Genomic DNA, 890 nt, shown 5'->3' with positions numbered 1-890 from the left:
ATTTTGTAAATCCGCTTCAAAATTAATTTCACGAATTATGCTATCTACTTTTTGTTCTAAGTCTGGAATTGTACTGTAAGGAATATAGAATATGTACTCTCCTGAACGTTGTTCCATATTGTATTGTGATATGAGAAAGGATTCAATATTTTTTCGAACTTTCCCCTTTCCTCGTACAAATTTATTATTATTTTCTACACGTAACAACATACGGATGATGGCTGTTTGTTCCTTAGTCTTTTCATCTTTTTCAGTTTGTTTATTTTTTCGTATGTATCGGTAAAGCGTAGCTTGACTAATACCTGTCATGTTTACAATTTCTGGTTCTGGTGCAAAAATCATTTGATAGAGACATGGAAACCTACATAGTCTGTTCAATGGCAGATTATGATGCAATTCCAAACAATTTATGTATGAACCTAACTTCATTTTGGGCAGACTTCACCTGTGGGTGAAGTTGTCCTTTTTTCATCATATGCATAGTTTCAACGCCACTCAATATAGAAGTGGCTGTTTCATATGACTTGAGTCCTAACATAGAACGCACACGTTTCTTAATGAAACGGTGATCTTGTTCCACTATATTATTGAGATATTTAACTTGCCTTATTTGTATGCCTTCAGGCATATGTTTCTCTTCTTTTAATTCTTGAATTGCTACAGGATAGGCAGGGTTCTTATCTACTGTTATAACGCGAGGTTTACAAATATGAGAAGCAGCCAAGGCTTTCTTGAAAAAACGCTTGGCTGCTTGTTTATCTCTTGATTCTCTTAGATAAAAATCAATGGTATTTCCGTCTGAATCGATTGCGCGATATAAATACATTCATTGCCCTTTTACTTTCACATACGTTTCATCGACTCTCCAGGAATCATTTGTTGTCTTAAGA

The 890-nt window shown here is 34.6% G+C and carries 2 pseudogenes; both read right to left on the bottom strand.

Annotated features, from left to right (window positions below):
* Positions 1-321 (bottom strand): annotated as a pseudogene (locus HRG09_RS28195) (recombinase family protein); the annotation flags it as partial.
* Between the two features lie 64 nt (positions 322-385).
* Positions 386-890 (bottom strand): annotated as a pseudogene (locus HRG09_RS28190) (IS6 family transposase); the annotation flags it as partial.

The sequence above is a fragment of the Bacillus sp. Xin1 genome (assembly GCF_013314535.1).
Lineage (GTDB): Bacteria > Bacillota > Bacilli > Bacillales > Bacillaceae_G > Bacillus_A.
This window is presented reverse-complemented; position numbering and strand designations above follow the sequence as displayed.